The organism is Cellvibrio sp. (assembly GCF_053579595.1).
In genome coordinates, this window is sequence record NZ_JBRFPI010000565.1 from 1 (window position 1) to 1,822 (window position 1,822).

Sequence of the window (1,822 nt, forward strand, 5' to 3'; positions counted from 1 at the left end):
CGAGCCGGTATTGGTACGGGTAGTGAAAAAATGAGCGGGCGAAAGGACGTCGCTGCCTGAACCTTGCAGCGCATTCCCGCATTCAAATTGCGATGTTTTACGCCGGTAATTTTGAATTTAAAGGTACACCCTTTCATGTACTGATCAATGCGCAGGGCGATGTGGTTTACACCACCTATAAAGACGATGCACAACTCGCGGAAAAATTAGCCCAGCTCGCCAGCAATGCACCAACCGCAGCAACTGCATCCACACCCACTAACATAGCGCCCATCACTGCCTTACCCAAAGGCATCGCAGTGGTGTACTTCACTGCGACCTGGTGCGATTGGTATATGAAAGATATTCACCCGGAGATGTCCAGCAACTGCGCCAACTCATTGCAACTGGTAGATAAACTCTACCGCAGTAATCCCAAGTTGCCATTAACGGCTTATGTCACCCACCTGTGGACGGAGCAAACGGATCTGGCCGACTACATTAAGAAATTCAACATTCCCTATACAGTCACTATGGATGATAACAACCGGCAATTCCGCCACTGGAAAGCCAATGAATATCCAACGCTTATTGTATTTAACAACGGCAAAGAAATCGGGCGATTTACGCAATTTGATAATTCAGGAAAGGTACAAAAAGAAGTGGAAGTATTATTGAAAGGAAAATAGGTAATCGCACCATTTATTGCAGAAATACAAAGGACGCAACAATCAGAAAAACAACCTCTGGCGTTGCGCCTTTTTTACATCAACACAAATCAAAAAATTAGCATTTCACTACTTTGGTTTTTGCAACCAGATCATGGATACAGCGTTTTTCGGCGCTGAATATAAACAGCACGTTGATTAAACTAAAGAGCTGACCAACCATCGGAATTTGGCCTGGCAACAAATAGACGGCATAGCGAATCAACAATTGAGGTTGGAATTGCGGCACATTGCCATTGAGGTCAACGATTTTTATTTCCAATACTTTCTTGCCAATGGTTTGGCCATTGCTCACCAGGAATCGATAATTGATCGCAAAGAAAACAATAAAACTGACGATCCCCATGCTAAACATATACACAAAACCAGGTTCGCGCCCTTCCATAATGCCGTCAAAACCACCGGTAAAATACATCGCCGGGATAACGACAAACATCATGATGATGGAATCGATAATCGACGCGCCCAAGCGCGCCCAGCGGGATGCCAGTGGTTTTTCACTGTCATCGACTTGATTGACAAGCTGGGATTGCGGGGTGCTGTAAACGTTATTGTCACTCATAAAAAGCTCCTGCTTCTGTTTTATTCGGAGGGATCAACCTGCATGTTTTTTGTAACGCTTGGGAACTATAGCTAGAAATTGGGAATATGAGAAGGCATATAAACCATCATAACCGCCACCAAAGACTAAAGCGGATAGGTCAAAAAGGAGAAGTGGATTTGGTTGACCAGAAAGTGAATCGCAATCGGGTAGAGGATATTTTTGCTCAGGGTGTAGCTAAGTCCATACAAAAATCCCGCTAGCGCATACACCCAAATAGCCGCATCACTAATGCCGGCATGAATCGCCACAAAAACCCCTGTCACCAGCAGGAGCGGAATAATTTCTTGCAGCGCGCGATTGGCCGTAAAACTTGCGATGGCATTGCGCAGATTCTGCTGAAATAAATACCGCATAAACACTTCTTCAGCTACGCAGGTAATCAACAGATTTACTACTACAACCATCAATATTTGCTCTATAGGCTTAGGTTGCAGCTGTAAACCCAATACTGGAATCGCCACACCGATGATTAATAGCGGCGCCAAAGGCAGCAGTGAAACAGAAATCCATC

The 1,822-nt window shown here is 44.8% G+C and carries 3 protein-coding genes; 1 reads left to right on the top strand and 2 read right to left on the bottom strand.

The annotated features are described in order from the left end of the window. Positions 1 to 92: 92 nt before the first annotated feature. On the top strand, positions 93 to 668 hold the full coding sequence (locus ACWA6V_RS21155; protein WP_449524333.1) for a TlpA family protein disulfide reductase: 576 nt from the start codon (positions 93 to 95) through the stop codon (positions 666 to 668). Positions 669 to 765: 97 nt separating this feature from the next. Here the strand turns inward: ACWA6V_RS21155 and ACWA6V_RS21160 are convergent, their stop codons facing one another. Both ACWA6V_RS21160 and ACWA6V_RS21165 read right to left on the bottom strand, forming a co-directional pair. Next, positions 766 to 1,269, bottom strand: a complete 504-nt coding sequence (locus ACWA6V_RS21160; protein ID WP_449524334.1) for an RDD family protein — start codon at positions 1,267 to 1,269, stop codon at positions 766 to 768. Positions 1,270 to 1,394: 125 nt separating this feature from the next. Then, a partial coding sequence (locus tag ACWA6V_RS21165) for a CPBP family intramembrane glutamic endopeptidase (RefSeq protein ID WP_449524335.1) occupies positions 1,395 to 1,822 on the bottom strand: 428 nt, incomplete at its 5' end.